We start from the raw sequence: 15,038 nt of genomic DNA, 5'->3' as shown, positions 1-15,038 counted from the left end.
CAGCTTGTATGGAGTCACTCAAAGATGCCAGTCTGCCTGCAGATTATGCAAGCGTTGAAAATGCATAAAGGTGTGAATGAGCTGCGTCTGTTATCGAATACTCTTACCTATCGGAGTTGTGTGCTTTTCCTGCATAAAGTAAGGGTTTGCGCACGTCAGCATGTTATTCTAGTCATACGTAAATTCGTATAAGTTGGAGGTAGCATGTTCTCAATCGGTCAACACGTCATTCATCCGGGCCAGGGAGTCTGCACCGTCGTCGGTTTTAGGGACGACACACCGCAGCCCATGCTGCTGCTCGAGACCAAGCAGGGACATGCGCAGACGATCCTCATGTACCCCGTGGCGCAGGCCGACCGTTTGCACGCCGCTATCTCGCAGCAAGATGCCGAGCACCTGCTGAGCCACTATGACGAGCTGGAGTGCGACACCTTTACCGAGCGCAACAGCTCACTTGAGGAGACGCACTTTAAGCAGCAGCTCAAGCTGGGCGCGCCCGAGACGGTCCGCGTGGCAAAGACCATGATGCACCGCATTCGCCAGGCCGAGGAAGCTGATAAAAAGCCCAGCTCCTACTACATGCGAGTACTCAAGGAAGCCAAGCGCCGCTCCATCGAGGAGTTCGCCGTGGCCTTGGGCGTCACCGAGGAGGACGCTGAAGCCCGCCTAGCCCAAGCCGCCCTCAACTAACCCAACCGCGCCAAAACCACCACAAAGGGGACAGGCACCTTTGTGGTGGTTTTCTTGTTCTAGTAGTATTCATTCTTATCGATACCCACGAGCACAAGGAGTCTCTTATGGCAGAGCCGCTTACCGCCGGAATCACCCGCGACCGCGCGTTCGAACTGCTCAACGAGCACAACAAGGACCCGTTCCACATCACCCATGGCGAGACGGTCGAGGGCACTATGCGCTACTTTGCGCGCGAGTTCGACCCCGAGAACGAGGAGTTTTGGGGCATCGTCGGTCTGCTGCACGACCTGGATTGGGAGGAGCATGAGGACGACCCCATGAACCACACCATCTATGCTGCCGAGATTCTTGAGGGCGAAGGTGCGTCTCCCGAGCTCATTCACGCCATCCAGACGCACACGTCCGACTTCAACACCTCGCTGCCCAAGCCCGAGCTGCAGATGGAAAAGATCCTGTTTGCCTGCGATGAGCTCACCGGCCTGATCGGCGCTGCAGTCATCATGCGCCCGAGCAAGAGCGTTATGGACTTTACGACCAAGTCGCTCAAGAAGAAGTTCAAGGACAAGCGCTTTGCCGCCGGCTGCTCGCGCGACGTGATTTCGCAGGGCGCCGAGATGTTGGGCTGGGAGCTCCCCGAGCTCTTTGACCGCACCATCGCGGCTATGCAGTCCTTCGCCCCCGACCGCGATACCTTCCAGGCCTAACCGCCCACGCCACCTATAACCACCACAAAGGGGACAGGCACCTTTGTGGTGGTTTTTCTTTGCGTGGGCGTTAGGGGCGGACCTGGCCGGTGCCTCGGAGCTTGTATTTGTAGGTAGTGAGGGCCTCGGCGGCAAAGGGGCCACGGGCGTGGAGCTTTTGGGTCGAGATGCCAATCTCGGCGCCCAGGCCAAACTCGCCGCCGTCAGTGAAGCGCGTGCTGGCGTTGGCGTACACGGCCGAGGCATCGACCGCATCCAGGAAGCGCTCGCAAGCGTCCGTGTCCTCGGCAACGATGGCCTCGGAGTGCATCGTGCCGTAGCGATTGATGTGTGCGATGGCCTGGTCCTCGTTTGCCACGACCTTCACGCTCATCTCGAGCGCCAGGTACTCGCGACCCCAGTCCTCCTCAGTCGCGGCGACGTAGTCATCGCCCTCCACAAAGCCGGCGTCGGCGCACGCGGCGCACGTGGCCTCGTCGCCGTGAATGAGCACGCCGTGATCGTGCAGCACGGCAACGACCGCAGGCAAAAACGCATCGGCCACAGCATGGTCGACCAGCAGCGACTCGGCGGCATTGCACACGCCTACGCGCTGGGTCTTGGCATTAACGATAATGTTGAGCGCCTTATCAAAGTCGGCGGATTCATGCACGTAGATGTGGCAGTTGCCCGTGCCCGTCTCAATCACCGGCACAAGCGACTCGCGCACGCAGCGCTGGATCAGGCCTGCACCGCCGCGCGGAATGAGTACGTCGACAATGCCGCGGAGCTTCATGAGCTCGCCAGTGGCCTCGCGGTCGGTGGACTCGATCATCGACACGGCCTCGCGCGGGAAGCCCTTGGCCTCGAGCGCATCGGCCAGCAGCTCGGCGATCATGGCACACGAGTGATAGGCCAGCGAGCCGCCGCGCAGAATACAGGCGTTGCCGGTACGGATGCAGATGCCTGCGGCGTCGGCCGTCACGTTGGGGCGCGCCTCGTAGACCATAGCGACCAGGCCCAGCGGAACACTCACACGGGTCAGGTCCACGCCGCTTGCAAGCACGCGGTGGTCGAGCACGCGGCCCACGGGATCGGGCAGCTCGGCGAGCTTTTCCAGGCCGGCGGCCATGCCCTCAACGCGCTCGGGCGTCAGCAGCAGGCGATCGAGCAGTCCGGCCGAGGTACCCGCATCGCGCGCGGCGGACATGTCGAGCTCGTTGGCGGCGACGATGGAGTCGACACCGTTGCGCAGTGCTGCGGCCATGGCGCGCACGGCCTCCTGGCGCTGCTCATCGCTCGCCGTGGCAAGTGAGGCCGACGCTGCCTTGGCGGCAACGGCAAGATCGTGGACATACGTGGCTATATCGACCGACATGGGCGGCCCTTTCTCCTAGAAGTTTGCAACCATGGTAGCCGATTTGCACATGGCCTCGCCCGCGGCGGTAGAATTGGTCAACCCGAAACACCGCAACGAACGGAAGACTCACATGGCCCTCATCACTTCGTACCACGTCCCCGGCCTTTACGTCGAGGACCACAGCATCGACGTCCCCCTTGACTGGCGCGGCCTGGAGCCGATGCTCCTGGCCGTCGGCAGCACCATGCGCCGCGGCGCTATGCCGGCACCAATCGCCGGCGCGCCCGAGAGCATCAAGCTCTTCTACCGCGTGGTTTGCGCGCCCGACCGCATCAACGACGATCTGCCGCTGCTCCTGTTTTTGCAGGGCGGCCCCGGCGGCGAGAGCCCGCGTCCGCTGTCGCCCACAAGCGACGGCTGGATCGAGGAGGCCGTCAAGCATTTCCGCGTGGTCCTTCCCGACCAGCGCGGCACCGGACGCAGCAGCTGCGTGGACGGACGCACGATCAAGGCACTGGGTGATCGCGCAACGGCCGCCGGCGCCGATACAGCACGCTCGCAGGCGGACTTCCTCAAGCGCCACCTCGCCAGCTCCATCGTGCGCGATTTTGAATACCTGCGACTGGTGGGCTTTGGCGGCAAGCCGTGGGTCGCACTCGGCCAGAGCTACGGCGGCTTTTTGACGCTGAGCTATCTGTCGCTCTTCCCCGAGGGCGTGGCGGCGAGCTTTACCTGCGGCGGAATCCCCCACGTGCCGGCGAGCGCAAGCGAGGTCTACGCGCATACCTTCCCGCGCATGGCCGCCAAGACGCAGCAGTATTATGACCGCTACCCCGCTGACGTCGAACGCGTGGCAGCCCTGGCCGATGCGCTCGAGGCTCAGAAGCCCGTGCTGCCCGACGGCTCGCCGATGACGGTCGAGCGCCTACAGCTCATGGGCAGCGACTTTGGCATGAAGCCGAGCTTTGAGCGTATGCATTGGATTATCGATCACGCTTTTGTTGACGGCGACGGCACGCTGACCTGCGGCGCCTCGGTATCTGACAGCTTTTTGATGCGCGCCTTCGAGCGCACCAACACGCGCACGAATCCGCTGTACTGGACGCTGCAGGAGTTCATATACGCCGACGGTGACACTATGCCCATTGGCTGGGCCGCGGCTGAAGAGAAGGCTCACCGCGCCGAGTTCGACACCCTCGCGCGCCCGCTCATGTTTACCGGCGAGGCCATGTTCCCGTGGATGTTCGAGCAGATGCCCGAGCTCAAGCCCTTCAAGCCCGCCATGGACCTGCTGATGGAAGACACCAGCTGGGACAAGATCTACGACCCGCAGCGCCTGGCCTGCAACGAGGTGCCGCTCCAGGCCGCGGTGTATTTCGACGACATGTACGTGGATTCGGGCCTGCAGCTCGATACGCTCAGCCGCGTGGGCAACTCGCATGCCTGGGTGACCAACGAGTTCGAGCACGACGGCCTGCACGGCAGCGTGGTGTTCAAGCACCTCTTCGACGAAGCCCTCAACCGCGGAGACCTGCGCCGAATCTTCTAACAAAGGAGTGTCCCCACCTGCCGGCACAAAAGGAACGTCCCCAAGTGCCGGCAACGACAATGCCGCAGGTAGAGGACGGAAAGCGAAAACGCCCCTAAGCGAGCAAGGTGACGTGAAAGAGGAGGGCATTGACCTTTTGGTCATACCCGACGATTGAACGTCAGATTGCCGCTTAGGGGCGTTTGCAGCGTCAATTGGTTAGGCGAAGACGATTAGGTTATCCCTGTGTATCGCCGGCTTCTCGGCCAGGTCTGCCAGCAGGCGGTTGCTGGCGATCTGGTCCTGGCGGCGACCGGCAGCAAGCTCCAGCACGTCCGAATCGGCCTCAGCGATACCGCGAGCGACGACCATACCGCTCGGATCGCACACATCGAGCACATCGCCCTCGGCAAACTGGCCATCGACCTCGCGAATACCCACCGCAAGCAAGGAAGAGCCACGGCTAACCAGCGCCTTCGCGGCACCATCATCGACCGTCACCGAGCCGTGCGCCTTGTCGCCCAGTGCGATCCACAGCTTGCGGGGTGCGATGTCCAGACGCTCCGCCGGCGGATCGAACAGCGTGCCCACGCTCTCGCCGCGGGCGAGGCGCACGAGCGCATCGGGTTCCTCGCCCGAGCAAATCACGCTCTGAATGCCCGCCGTCATCAGGATACGGCTCGCGCGAATCTTGGTAATCATGCCGCCCGTGCCCACCGATGTGGAAGAATCGCCCGCCGAGGCAATAATCTTGGCATCGATCTTATGCACGACAGGAACAAACTCGGCCGTCGGGTCCTCGTGCGGATTGGCGGTATAGAGACCATCGATGTCCGAGAGCGTCACGCACAGATCGGCAGAAACCAGGCAGCTCACAAGCGCCGCCAGTGTGTCGTTGTCACCAAACTTGATCTCATCGACGGTAACGGTATCGTTCTCGTTGACGATCGGCACCACGCCAAGCTCCACGAGGCGCAGCAGGGCGTCGCGCGCATGCAGGTAGGACGTGCGACGGGCCGTGTCGTGGCGCGTGAGCAGCACGAGCGAGGTGAGCAGGTCGCGCGCATGGAACTCCTCGTCGTAGGCCGACGAGATGATGCACTGACCGGCCGAGGCGCAAGCCTGTAAGCTCGGCAGGTCGCCGACCGGCTTGCGGTCGAAGCCCAGCACGGGATAGCCACAGGCAATAGCGCCCGAGCTCACCACGACCAGACGCCAGCCGAGCTTGCGCAGCGCTGCGGCCTGATCGGCAAGTCCGCCGATAAAGGCGCGGTTGACCTTGCCATCGGCACCCACCACCGTGGACGAACCGATCTTTACCACCATCGTTTTATAAGAAGTCGTCATACGTCAAACCAATCAACTGTTCAGCGAACGGCCGAGCTGGCGGCCAAGGGAGCGTGACTCGCCCCTACCGCCCAAGGAATTAGTGAGCCCAGGGGAAAGCCGAGGCCGCAGCCATGTTCTTGCGCACGAGCTCGTCGCGCACCTGAGCCAGGCCCTGCTCCATGCCCACCACATAGGTCTGCGGGTACAGGAAGCGCTTGAAAGCTGCGTCCAGATGATCGAGCGCCCAAACACAGCGCTCGCGCGCGTCCTGGATGCTCTCACGCGGAGCCACTGCACTGCCATCGCGCACGATCGGCACCAGCAGCTCGCGATACTCAAGCTCCGACACGTCGGTCACCAGGGCGGCATCATTCACGGCCACGAGGGTATTGCCGCGCGCGGCGCCCTCCCCCACCAGATGGTCCTCGTCGTAGATCATGTCGCAGACCGGGCCGCCAAAGCCGTCGTAATAACGGCGCACGCGCTGCACGCCCGGGATCGTGCGCTTGTAGGGCTGCTCGGAGAGCTTGACCACCGGCGTCCACGGGTCGGCCTCGCTCGCACGGCGGGCGGAAAGCTTGTACACGCCGCCCAGCGCCGGCTGGTCGTAGCAGGTCGCAAGCTTGGTGCCCACGCCAAAGCTATCGATGGGCGCGCCCTGGTCGAGCAGCGACTGAATCGTGTACTCATCCAGATCGTTAGAAACCGAGATCCCCACATAGGGCAGGCCCTCGGCATCGAAACGACCGCGGACATACTTGGAGAGCTTGGCGAGGTCGCCCGAGTCAATGCGAATAGCCGACAGGCGCTCGCCCGCCGCCTCCATCTCCTTGGCAACCGTAATGGCATGCTCGCAGCCCTCGCGCACATCGTAGGTGTCGATGAGCAGCGTGCAGTTCTTGGGGCTCGACTTGGCAAAGGCGCGGAAGGCCTCGAGCTCGGAATCGAAGCTCATCACCCAGCTGTGCGCATGCGTGCCAAAGACGGGAATACCGTAGCGGCGGCCGGCGAGCACATTGGACGTAGAGGAGCAGCCGGCAACGTAGCTCGCGCGCGCAACGGCCAGGCCGCCATCGGGACCCTGGGCGCGGCGCAGGCCAAACTCCGCCACAGGGCGACCGTCGGCGGCGAGCACCACGCGCGCCGTCTTGGTGGCGACAAGCGTCTGGAACCCGACGATGTTGAGCAGCGCCGTCTCGAGCAGCTGGCACTCCAGCGCGGGGCCGGTGACGCGCACCATGGGCTCACGCGGAAAGACGAGCTCGCCCTCGGGCACGGCGTCGATGTTTACATGCGCGCGAAAATCGCGCAGGTAGTCGAGGAATCCAGGCTTGAACATCGCGCCGCCGGCCGGGGCCTCAAGCGATGCGAGGTAGTCGATATCCTCGGGCGTAAAGCGCAGGTTCTCGACCAGCTCGGGCAGCTCGGCGGTGCCGCACATGACGGCATAGGCGCTGCCAAAGGGATGGTCGCGGTAAAACGCGGTAAAACAACCCTGCTCATTGGCCTTGCTGCTCTCCCACAGGCCCTGGGCCATAGTGAGCTCGTACAGATCGGTGAGCATTGCAATGTCGGTGGGATGCGAGATGTCGGTCAAAGCCATGGGGCGACCTTTCGGATGTGTGGTACAGAATTTGAGGGTTAGACGAGAACAGAGCATGCGGACATGACGCCCGATGCAAATCGGTTAGAGCAGGCCCATGCTGGTCAGGATCGTGTAGCCCATAAAGATGACAAACGCGATGAGGGCAAGGACAATGATGATTTTTTGAGCCGGCGCCATGCCAGGAATCTCGTTCTCGCCCGTAGGTTCCTTGGAGGTAACCATGCGCTGGGCAAAGGTCATCTCGTCACGGCTCGGCTTGGGCTCGACGGACTTGGGACGAGCGGCCTTTTTAGGCTGAGGTTTGGGCGCGGCAGGTGAAGGCTTCGCTACAGCGGGCTTGTGTGCGGGCGCGGGCTTGCGCTCGGATGCGGCGTTCGAGGCGACCTCCTCGGCCTTCGCACGCTCGGCACGCAGGGCAGCCAGCTCCTCGCGCTCGCGACGGGCCTCTTCCTGGGCCTCGCGACGAGCCTTCTCGGCGCGGAGCTCCTCCAACTCGGCGCGCTCCTCGGCAGACAGTGGTTGGGACTCAAGCTCGGCCATGGTATAGCCCTTTCTTTTAAAAAAAGCCGCCGACACAATGTCAGCGGCTTATCAAATCCAAGGGTGGAGACGAAGGGAGTCGAACCCTCGGCCTCTGCCATGCGACGGCAGCGCTCTCCCAACTGAGCTACGTCCCCAGGACAAGTTGATATTTTACCTACGGCTCGCCAACTGTCAACGCCCAATAACCAGTCTTTTTGGGGCGCGGCTATTTTGGCAACTTTTCGAACAGGCGATCCTCTCGATGATTTTTTATCCCCGTCCCAGAAAAATCATCGACGAACGCACTACTTTGCGCTGGTAAGAACACCGGTGGTGTCGAAGGCCGGGGTGAAGCTCTCGTCTACCGCGCCGCCCTCTTGCCAGAACATCGTCGTAAAACCCAGGTCGTCGGCATGGTCGAGCACCTGCTCGTACTCCTCACGCGACACGGCGCGTGCCAGGTCGCCGCCCTGCTCGCGCATGAGCGCATTGGGCGTGTACTGGTTCATAACCGAGATCGGCACGTCGCCCACCGTCTGCCACACCAGGTCCAGCACGCGACACGAATCGTCTGCATGCCCCGGAAGCACCAGGTGACGCACGATCATGCCACGCTTCATAAGCCCGCCCTCATCCACCAGCTCTCCCCCGCGGCGCTCGACCTCGTGCGCCATCTGGGCCAGACCCGACACGGCCACGCGCGGGTAGTCCTTAATATGAGAAAGCGACTGCGCAAGCCCGGCATCGGCATATTTAAAGTCGGTGAGCCACACATCGACCAGGTCGCCCAGCGCCGCCACGGCACTCGCACGCTCGTAACCACTCGTGTTGTAGACGATCGGGATGACCAGCCCGCGCATCCGTGCCGCGGCAATCGCAGCGGGCAACAGGTGCGCATAGTGCGTCGCCGTCACCAAATTGATGTTGTTGGCACCTTGGTCCTGCAGTTCCAGCATAATCTCGACCAGGCGCTCAGGCGAAATCTCAAGCCCAAAATTGCCGGTCGAGATCTCGTGGTTCTGGCAGTAGATACATTTGAGCGAGCAGCCGCTAAAGAAGATCGTGCCCGAACCGGCCTCGCCCGAGATAGGCGGCTCCTCCCACATATGGAGCGCCGCGCGGGCCACCTTGAGCGTGCCGTTAGCACCGCATACGCCGCGCGCGCCCTCATCGCGCGCCGCACCGCAACGGCGCGGACACAAATGGCAGGCAGGCGAAAATAGTTCGGTCAACGACGTCGGCATAAAAACATGCTCCAAAACAACGATTCAGCAGCTCAAACGCAAAGGGACCAACCGCACAGACGGCTCGAGCCCAAGGCGCCGTAATCGTCCGACACGATTTTTGTAATGTCAAGACTGGAATCGATAAAGTGCGGCTTTATGATGTAGGTATTCCGCCCCCCGCGGAGCAACTGGGTGAACCGTCGCGTTTATTTAGGGAGCCCACACAGTCGTACCTAGTACAGGTATCCTTCGTTGTTAAGGACGCTGGAACAGTCGATGAGGGCACCCACCTGTTTTAGGTGGGTTCATTTTCGTAACGTGGGGGGTGGTTTTCTTTTGCCGAAAATTGCCATTACAGTCCATATGGATCCACGCCGGCATCCCGACAAGCCATCGACAACATCCCAATATCTGGTAAGCGCGTGATTATCGCTGCGTGCAATTCCATGCACCCCCCTTGGTCGAGTATCATGGTTCGGCTATGCCCTTTGCGCATGGCGTTCTTCTGACCTTTTCCTTCGACGCTTGGCGGTTTTTAGATTCATGGCTTCATCCCCGAGCTACATACCGTACCTATGCGTGGCAGCGGCGGCCTTTATCACGACCTTCCTCACGGTACCCCTGGTCAAGCGCCTGGCAATCAAGCTCGACGCCGTCGACTATCCTTCTAAGCGCCGCATCAACACCAAGCCCATCCCGCGTTTGGGCGGAACGGCGGTGTTTTTGGGCCTGGTCGTCGCGTGCACTGTGCAAATCCTAGGCACCTGGTACCTAGGCTGGCCACCCGTCCTGGTGCCGCACCCGCGCCTTCACATTAGCTATCCCATGCTGGCGCTCTCCTTTACCGTCATCTTTGCGACCGGCGCTATCGACGACGTCTTCCAGCTCACGCCCAAGCAAAAGCTGGCCGGACAAGTCCTCGCCGCGCTTATCGCCTGTATCGGCGGCCTAAAAATCGGCGTCATCGTCAACCCGTTTGCCCCCGGCGAGATCATGCTCGGATGGCTCGCCTACCCCATCACCGTGATCTATCTGGTGGCATTCACCAACATCATTAACCTCATCGACGGCCTCGACGGCTTGGCCACGGGCATCTGCGGCATCGCATCGTTCACCATGTTTTCGATGGCTGTTCTCTCGGGCCGCATCGACGCCGCCGCGCTCTCCATTGCGCTCTTTGGCGCCTGTCTGGCCTTTTTGCGCTACAACTTCAACCCCGCAAGCATCTTCTTGGGCGACTCGGGGTCGCTGCTTCTGGGCTTTGCGCTGGGCTCCATCTCGCTGCTCAACGTGAGCCGCACCGCCGCACTCACCTCGCTTATCATCCCGCTCATCGTTGCCGGCGTGCCCATCATCGACACGTTTAGCGCCATTGTGCGCCGCAAGCGCGCCCACATTAGCATCGGGCAGGCCGACAAGGGCCACATCCACCACCGCCTGATCCAAGAAGGCTACAACCAAAAACAGGCCGTGCTGCTCATCTATGCCTGGTGCATCATGCTTTCGGCCGGCGCCGCCGCGATTAACCAGGTCGAGGTGCCCATGCGCGTGCTCATCTTTACCGTGCTCGCCATTGGCTCGGCGGCCTTCGCCAAGCATCTACATCTATTTGAGCCCGTGCTGCTCCACCATTACAACAAGCGCACGCACGAAGATGAGCTGGTCACCCCCGACGACCCCGCTTTTAAGCAGGAGAAGCAGGCAGCCGAGGAGCGCAAAGAAGAGCGCCACCACAAGCTCTAGGGCAAGCTGCCGAGGATGTGCCAAGGCGTTGGCAGCCGTTCGCGCGAACGCCGCGGCGGACTTGAAAGCCGGCCCCTGGCAGTCCCTCACCCACTCACGCCCACCCCTCTCAATAAACACGCTATCATCAAAACCTGCGAACGAACGTTAGGAGCAATCATGCCAAACGAGAACAGCTACGAAGTCGCGCTGCAAAAGAGCAACGCCATTCGCGAGGGCCTGGCCAAGACGCCCGAGAAGTTCACCATGCTTACCGGCGACCGCCCCACCGGCCGTCTGCACCTGGGTCACTACTTTGGCACCCTCAAGGGCCGCGTGGAGCTGCAGAACATGGGCGCCAGGACCAACGTACTCATCGCCGACTACCAGGTCATCACCGACCGCGACACCACCGAGCACATCCAGGACAACGTGTACAACATGGTCATGGACTACCTTGCCTGCGGCATCGACCCCGACAAGACCATGATCTACGCGCACTCCGCCGTGCCCGCCGCCAACCAGCTCATGCTGCCGTTCCTGTCGCTGGTGTCCGAGGCCGAGCTGGCGCGCAACCCCACGGTCAAGGCCGAGATGGAGGCCTCGGGGCACGAGCTCACCGGCCTTCTGCTCACCTACCCGGTGCACCAGGCCTGCGACATCCTGTTCTGCAAGGGCAATGTGGTGCCCGTCGGCCGCGACCAGCTGCCGCACATCGAGCTCACCCGCACCATCGCCCGCCGCTTTAACAACCGCTACGGCAAGGTGTTCCCCGAGGTCGACGCGCTGCTGTCCGAGACCCCGCTGCTGCCCGGCCTGGACGGTCGCAAGATGAGCAAGAGCTACGGCAACGCCATCAACATCTCGATGACCGCCGAGGAGACGGCCAAGCGCATCAAGAAGAGCCAGACCGACTCCGAGCGCATGATCACGTTCGATCCCGAGAACCGCCCCGGCGTGTCCGGCCTGCTTTCGACGGCCGCCATCTGCACCGGCCGTTCCGAGGTCGAGATTGCCGAGGAGATTGGCATGGGCGGCTCCGGCCAGCTCAAGAAGTACGTGACCGAGGCCGTCAACGAGTACTTCGCACCGATCCGCGAGCGTCGCCAGCGCTACGAGAACGATCTGGATTACGTGAAGGACGTGCTGCACGAAGGTAATCGTCGCGCCAACGAGATCGCCGATCAGACCCTGGCAGAGGTTCAGGACGCCATGGGCATGGTGTACTAGACCGATTTGCTGGCTTGAGCTTTCGATTGCTTTAGGGCGGGCGCTACGACGTCCACCTTTTTCGGAGCCGGACTGCTTCGGCTCCGCCCATTGCACTCCCCCGATAAACAGGAACGGGCCCNNCCCGTTCCCGAAGTACACCGTTGAATCGCACAGAGGGGAGGAATGCGAATCAAACTCAACAGGGCAGGCTTTTTCATCGCCTATTGCCTGCTCCGTTGCTGAATACAATATAGTTCACCGTGGTTTACTTTGCAGCATCAATATTCGCCGCCATAGCTTCTCCATAAGTTAGCCCCGGTAAACCTGCAACAGAAAACCACCACAAAGGGGACAGGCACCTTTGTGGTGGTTCTGGCCACGGCAGAGCTGTTAGAGTCCGGCAGGCCAACGACAGACGGCCAGGTCGACGTGCATGTCGTCCTTAAACGCCACACCCTCCCCTATCAAAAGCTCACGTTGAGCATCGGGACCGCCAAAAGCAAAACCCTCGCATATGCGCCCGTCGGCAAACACCACGCGGTGACAGGAAATCTCGCCGGGGCGCGGATTGCTATGCAGGGCATACCCCACATACCGCGCACTTCGTGGTCGACCGGCAAGCAGCGCCACCTGACCATACGTGGCGACCATCCCCTCGGGGATCTGCTCGACCACCTCGTACACCCGTTCAAAAAAGCCCTCAGACGCCATTGCTCGCTCCCTTCCACCCGGAAAAGCATAAACCACCGCAAAGGGGACAGGCACCTTTGTGGTGGTTTATGGCAGGTCAGTTAGTTGGCGGGCTGGAAGAAGGCTACGGCTACGGCGCCAGGGCCTACGTGGGTACCGATGGTGGCGCCGATGGTGTGAACGGGCAACTCGCCCTCGGTGTGGCCAGCCCAAAGTGCCGCGCTGTCCTCGATATACTTCTTGAGCACCGCATCCGAAAGACCCGTATAGCCGAGCGCCAGCGGCATGGAAAAGTCGATGCCGCCCGCCTTTTCGACCTTTTGGTTCAGCAGGTTGCGGCCGTTCTTGGAACCGCGCGCCTTGCCCAGCTGCACGATCAGACCGTCCTCGACAGCCACCACAGGCTTTACGTTGAGCAGCGTGCCCACGGCGCCGGCCGCAGCAGACAGACGACCGCCGCGCACCAGGTACTCCAGCGTCTCGAGCAGGCCGATGACGACCACGCGGTCACGGACGGCCTCGACGGCCGCCGCGATCTGGGCCGCACTACGGCCCTCGTTCACCAGGCGCAGGGCATACTCGACCAGGACACGCTCGCCCAGAGTGACGTTATTGCTATCCACCACGTACACGTCGCCGCCCGGCGCCTCGGCAAGTGCGGTACGGGCACTCTGATTGGTGCCTGATAGCTTAGCGCCCACGGTAATAATCACAGCCTCATCGCCGGCTTCACGAACCTTGGCAATCGCCTGCGAAAACGCGTACGGGTTGACCTGGCCGGTCTTGGGCAGCTCATCGCGCTCCACGAGCATCTCGTAAAAGCGCTGGTGATCGATGTCGATGCCATCCATGTACACATCGGTGCCAAAGGTGACGGACAGCGGCAAAACGGCAAGTGCTGGGTGCTCGACCGACGACATATCGCTTGCGGAATCGGTAATAATGCGGACGGACATAGCGAATCCTTTCTTGCGCAGGTCCCGCGCAGGGAATTTTGACAGCAAGGCCCCGGCACGGTATACGCGCTCAAACAGGACTATGCAGTTGTTAATTGGAAGCAAAAGCCTTGGCGACCCTACAGCTCGCGCAGGGTGTTGAGAATCGTGCGCAGCGACGCATACATCTGCTCGCGCTGCTCCACACCCATAGCCTTACCGGTGGTATCGAGCACCTCGCGAATGATGCGGTCCGCTTCGCTCATGCTCTCGCCGCCCAGAGCGGTCAGGCGCACCGGAGCACGATACTTAACGGCGGCATCGCCCGAATCGTCGACCTCGACGTAGCCGCCCTCCTCCAGATGCGCGAGCGTACGCGAGACGGCGGCGCGGGTCACGCCTGCCATGCGAGCCAGGTCAGCGCCAGTCAGGCCGTCCTTGCTGCGCTCAAGATAGTAAAGGCACATAACGTCGGAGCCCTTGAGGCCCAGCCTTGCGCCCTCGGATGTCTTAATGCGCTGAATCTCCTTGTAGAGCCCGCTGATCAGTCCGACAAAGTCCTCGAAACGTGTCTCGTCGTTCTGCTGCATGGGAGACGACCGCCTTTCGCTTGCATAATGCTTACGGGTAAACATCTTAGTCGCATAAGGCGACACCCGTACCCAAATACCCCATTTGTTAACCCATCAACATAAAAACCACCACAAAGGGGACAGGCACCTTTGTGGTGGTTTGGGGCATCAATAGGTTCTAGGCGCCGCTACAGCTCCTCGCAAGGATTGTCGCGGGTCACAAGCGTCTTAATGACAACCGTCGCTCCCAGATAGCGCTCAAGCAGCTCGGCTAAGCGATCGATCGCAGCCTGGCAATCCCCCATCCGCTCGGACTCCACGCACTCAATCGCCAGGAACGCATCGGCCGAATTATCGGACAGCGCCGTGCGAACGCCGTCGCGCCAGTTCCAGCAGCGGCACACAGCGCCCGCATCGTCGATGTAGGCGAGCTCGCCGGGCAGCGTCGGATCGTCCGCCTCCTCGCCAAGCGGCAAGAACGCATCGCCACCGTCGGTCACCTTCAAGCGAAGGTCTCCCTCGATCGCATGCAGATCCTCGCCTCCCACGGGCAGCGCGTAGGTCAGCGACACCGTGTTGTAGATGTCCACCGCGGGTGTAATGTGGCCCACCGGCTTGCCTTTAAGCACGCGTTTGAGCAAGTTCTCGATCGAGCAGCGCGCGCCTTTCTTGGTCTTGAACAGACGATAGGCCTCGCGCCATGCCTTGACCGGTGCGTTCTCGCTGATAGTGTCGCTGGTCAGATGACGCTCCGCATCGATATTGGCGCGGTCGAGCAACGCCGCAATCGCATCCACGTCCTCTTGAGGAATCTGAGCCGTGGGCTTCATGCCCTCCACGACCACAACACCGACCGCTGCCTGCGGAAACAGCTCCCAGAATGAATCCTCGGCAATAAAGCTCTTCATACGCTCTCCCTTCATTGTGCGCGCCCGAGTGAGGGCGCCTAAACAAAAAGCG

Annotated in this window: 14 protein-coding genes and 1 tRNA gene; 5 read left to right on the top strand and 10 right to left on the bottom strand. The window is 61.7% G+C overall.

Annotated elements, in window-relative coordinates; all coding sequences use genetic code 11:
- The first annotated feature begins 204 nt into the window (after positions 1-204).
- Both ARB25_RS05790 and ARB25_RS05785 read left to right on the top strand, forming a co-directional pair.
- Positions 205-690 carry a CarD family transcriptional regulator gene (locus tag ARB25_RS05790; RefSeq protein ID WP_022094807.1) on the top strand — a complete coding sequence of 162 codons (486 nt, stop codon included), beginning with the start codon at positions 205-207 and terminating at the stop codon, positions 688-690.
- A gap of 107 nt (positions 691-797) precedes the next feature.
- Positions 798-1,397 (top strand): HD domain-containing protein, encoded by a 600-nt coding sequence (locus ARB25_RS05785; protein WP_055286533.1) that lies wholly within the window; start codon positions 798-800, stop codon positions 1,395-1,397.
- A 70-nt stretch (positions 1,398-1,467) separates the two neighbouring features.
- Here ARB25_RS05785 and ARB25_RS05780 read toward each other — a convergent pair whose 3' ends face one another.
- The gene (locus tag ARB25_RS05780) at positions 1,468-2,754 is read right to left on the bottom strand and encodes a glutamate-5-semialdehyde dehydrogenase (RefSeq protein WP_055286531.1); all 1,287 of its coding nucleotides are present in this window, start codon (positions 2,752-2,754) and stop codon (positions 1,468-1,470) included.
- Between the two features lie 112 nt (positions 2,755-2,866).
- Here ARB25_RS05780 and ARB25_RS05775 point away from each other — a divergent pair, with 112 nt between their 5' ends.
- Complete coding sequence (locus ARB25_RS05775) at positions 2,867-4,285, top strand: alpha/beta fold hydrolase (RefSeq protein WP_055286529.1); 1,419 nt, start codon at positions 2,867-2,869, stop codon at positions 4,283-4,285.
- 198 nt (positions 4,286-4,483) lie between these two features.
- Here ARB25_RS05775 and proB read toward each other — a convergent pair whose 3' ends face one another.
- The 5 genes from proB to ARB25_RS05750 all read right to left on the bottom strand — a co-directional run bounded on the left by proB (position 4,484) and on the right by ARB25_RS05750 (position 8,965).
- Positions 4,484-5,611 carry a glutamate 5-kinase gene (gene proB / locus ARB25_RS05770; RefSeq protein ID WP_055286527.1) on the bottom strand — a complete coding sequence of 376 codons (1,128 nt, stop codon included), beginning with the start codon at positions 5,609-5,611 and terminating at the stop codon, positions 4,484-4,486.
- A 79-nt stretch (positions 5,612-5,690) separates the two neighbouring features.
- The gene (locus ARB25_RS05765; RefSeq protein WP_055286525.1) at positions 5,691-7,196 is read right to left on the bottom strand and encodes a nicotinate phosphoribosyltransferase; all 1,506 of its coding nucleotides are present in this window, start codon (positions 7,194-7,196) and stop codon (positions 5,691-5,693) included.
- A gap of 84 nt (positions 7,197-7,280) precedes the next feature.
- Positions 7,281-7,739 (bottom strand): hypothetical protein, encoded by a 459-nt coding sequence (locus ARB25_RS05760; RefSeq protein ID WP_055286523.1) that lies wholly within the window; start codon positions 7,737-7,739, stop codon positions 7,281-7,283.
- 64 nt (positions 7,740-7,803) lie between these two features.
- Positions 7,804-7,876 (bottom strand) — tRNA-Ala (locus ARB25_RS05755).
- A gap of 150 nt (positions 7,877-8,026) precedes the next feature.
- The gene (locus tag ARB25_RS05750) at positions 8,027-8,965 is read right to left on the bottom strand and encodes a radical SAM protein (protein WP_055286521.1); all 939 of its coding nucleotides are present in this window, start codon (positions 8,963-8,965) and stop codon (positions 8,027-8,029) included.
- A gap of 525 nt (positions 8,966-9,490) precedes the next feature.
- Here ARB25_RS05750 and ARB25_RS05745 point away from each other — a divergent pair.
- Positions 9,491-10,690, top strand: a complete 1,200-nt coding sequence (locus ARB25_RS05745) for an MraY family glycosyltransferase (RefSeq protein WP_055286520.1) — start codon at positions 9,491-9,493, stop codon at positions 10,688-10,690.
- 159 nt (positions 10,691-10,849) lie between these two features.
- Positions 10,850-11,899, top strand: a complete 1,050-nt coding sequence (trpS, locus tag ARB25_RS05740; RefSeq protein WP_055286519.1) for a tryptophan--tRNA ligase — start codon at positions 10,850-10,852, stop codon at positions 11,897-11,899.
- A gap of 372 nt (positions 11,900-12,271) precedes the next feature.
- On the opposite strand, the gene ARB25_RS05735 is transcribed toward trpS, so the two are convergent.
- The 4 genes from ARB25_RS05735 to ARB25_RS05720 all read right to left on the bottom strand — a co-directional run bounded on the left by ARB25_RS05735 (position 12,272) and on the right by ARB25_RS05720 (position 14,986).
- Positions 12,272-12,592: an MGMT family protein gene (locus tag ARB25_RS05735; protein WP_055286517.1), complete on the bottom strand. Its 321-nt coding sequence runs from the start codon at positions 12,590-12,592 to the stop codon at positions 12,272-12,274.
- 80 nt (positions 12,593-12,672) lie between these two features.
- On the bottom strand, positions 12,673-13,527 hold the full coding sequence (locus ARB25_RS05730; RefSeq protein ID WP_055286515.1) for a DegV family protein: 855 nt from the start codon (positions 13,525-13,527) through the stop codon (positions 12,673-12,675).
- Positions 13,528-13,646: 119 nt separating this feature from the next.
- Positions 13,647-14,096 carry a MarR family winged helix-turn-helix transcriptional regulator gene (locus ARB25_RS05725; RefSeq protein ID WP_035137250.1) on the bottom strand — a complete coding sequence of 150 codons (450 nt, stop codon included), beginning with the start codon at positions 14,094-14,096 and terminating at the stop codon, positions 13,647-13,649.
- A gap of 170 nt (positions 14,097-14,266) precedes the next feature.
- The gene (locus tag ARB25_RS05720; protein WP_055286513.1) at positions 14,267-14,986 is read right to left on the bottom strand and encodes a B3/B4 domain-containing protein; all 720 of its coding nucleotides are present in this window, start codon (positions 14,984-14,986) and stop codon (positions 14,267-14,269) included.
- Between the last annotated feature and the right edge of the window lie 52 nt (positions 14,987-15,038).

This window comes from Collinsella aerofaciens (assembly GCF_001405375.1).
GTDB lineage: Bacteria > Actinomycetota > Coriobacteriia > Coriobacteriales > Coriobacteriaceae > Collinsella > Collinsella aerofaciens_F.
The sequence above is the reverse complement of the archived record's forward strand: the minus strand, read 5'-3'. Positions and strand labels throughout refer to the sequence as shown.

Coding starts and splice junctions, on each gene's coding strand:
- ARB25_RS05780 (WP_055286531.1), bottom strand. CDS start 2,754: ATGTCGGTCGATATAGCCACGTATGTCCACGATCTTGCCGTTGCCGCC.
- ARB25_RS05730 (WP_055286515.1), bottom strand. CDS start 13,527: ATGTCCGTCCGCATTATTACCGATTCCGCAAGCGATATGTCGTCGGTC.
- ARB25_RS05750 (WP_055286521.1), bottom strand. CDS start 8,965: ATGCCGACGTCGTTGACCGAACTATTTTCGCCTGCCTGCCATTTGTGT.
- ARB25_RS05790 (WP_022094807.1), top strand. CDS start 205: ATGTTCTCAATCGGTCAACACGTCATTCATCCGGGCCAGGGAGTCTGC.
- ARB25_RS05735 (WP_055286517.1), bottom strand. CDS start 12,592: ATGGCGTCTGAGGGCTTTTTTGAACGGGTGTACGAGGTGGTCGAGCAG.
- ARB25_RS05760 (WP_055286523.1), bottom strand. CDS start 7,739: ATGGCCGAGCTTGAGTCCCAACCACTGTCTGCCGAGGAGCGCGCCGAG.
- ARB25_RS05725 (WP_035137250.1), bottom strand. CDS start 14,096: ATGCAGCAGAACGACGAGACACGTTTCGAGGACTTTGTCGGACTGATC.
- trpS (WP_055286519.1), top strand. CDS start 10,850: ATGCCAAACGAGAACAGCTACGAAGTCGCGCTGCAAAAGAGCAACGCC.
- proB (WP_055286527.1), bottom strand. CDS start 5,611: ATGACGACTTCTTATAAAACGATGGTGGTAAAGATCGGTTCGTCCACG.
- ARB25_RS05720 (WP_055286513.1), bottom strand. CDS start 14,986: ATGAAGAGCTTTATTGCCGAGGATTCATTCTGGGAGCTGTTTCCGCAG.
- ARB25_RS05785 (WP_055286533.1), top strand. CDS start 798: ATGGCAGAGCCGCTTACCGCCGGAATCACCCGCGACCGCGCGTTCGAA.
- ARB25_RS05775 (WP_055286529.1), top strand. CDS start 2,867: ATGGCCCTCATCACTTCGTACCACGTCCCCGGCCTTTACGTCGAGGAC.
- ARB25_RS05765 (WP_055286525.1), bottom strand. CDS start 7,196: ATGGCTTTGACCGACATCTCGCATCCCACCGACATTGCAATGCTCACC.
- ARB25_RS05745 (WP_055286520.1), top strand. CDS start 9,491: ATGGCTTCATCCCCGAGCTACATACCGTACCTATGCGTGGCAGCGGCG.